The following is a 633-nucleotide window of genomic DNA, read 5'->3' on the forward strand; positions in this document are numbered from 1 at the left end:
GGCCGGCGTCGGGCCGGACGTGCTGGTCGGGGTGGTGCTGGAGCGGTCGGTGGAGCTGCTGGTGGCGCTGCTGGGGGTGCTGAAGGCCGGCGGGGCCTATGTGCCGCTGGCGCCGGACGCGCCGGCGGCGCGGCTGGCCGAGGTGGCGGCCGACAGCGGGCTGCGGCTGGTGCTGACCCAGGCGTCGCTGGCCGGGAGGCTGCCGCAGGGGCTGGAGCGGATCCTGGTCGAGGCCGGAGAGGCCGAGGCGGGGCCGGCGGTGGCGCTGCATGCCGAGAACCTGGCCTATGTGATCTACACCTCGGGCTCGACCGGCAAGCCCAAGGGTGTTGCCGTCGCCCATGGCCCGCTCGCCATGCATTGCCGCGCCGTCACCGCGCTGTTCGGCCTCGGCGAGAGGGGCCGCGAATTCCATTCCCTCTCCTTCAGCTTCGACGCGGCGCATGAGCGCTGGCTCACGGCGCTTGGCTCCGGGGGCAGCCTGGTCCTGTCCTCCGAGGGGCTGTGGACGGCGGATCAGGCGCTGATCGCCATTCGTCGCCACCACGCGACCAACGCGGATTTCACCCCCGCCTATCTCGCCGAGCTCGCTGCCTCTTCGGAGGCGGACGGAACGCCGCCGCTGGAGCTGAT

The 633-nt window shown here is 73.1% G+C and carries 1 protein-coding gene; it reads left to right on the forward strand.

Translation table 11 applies throughout. From position 1 onward, the window contains the following. The coding region (locus AAHM41_RS40310; RefSeq protein WP_342242275.1) for an AMP-binding protein at positions 1–633 on the forward strand (633 nt) is incomplete at both ends.

This window comes from Inquilinus sp. OTU3971 (assembly GCF_038440215.1).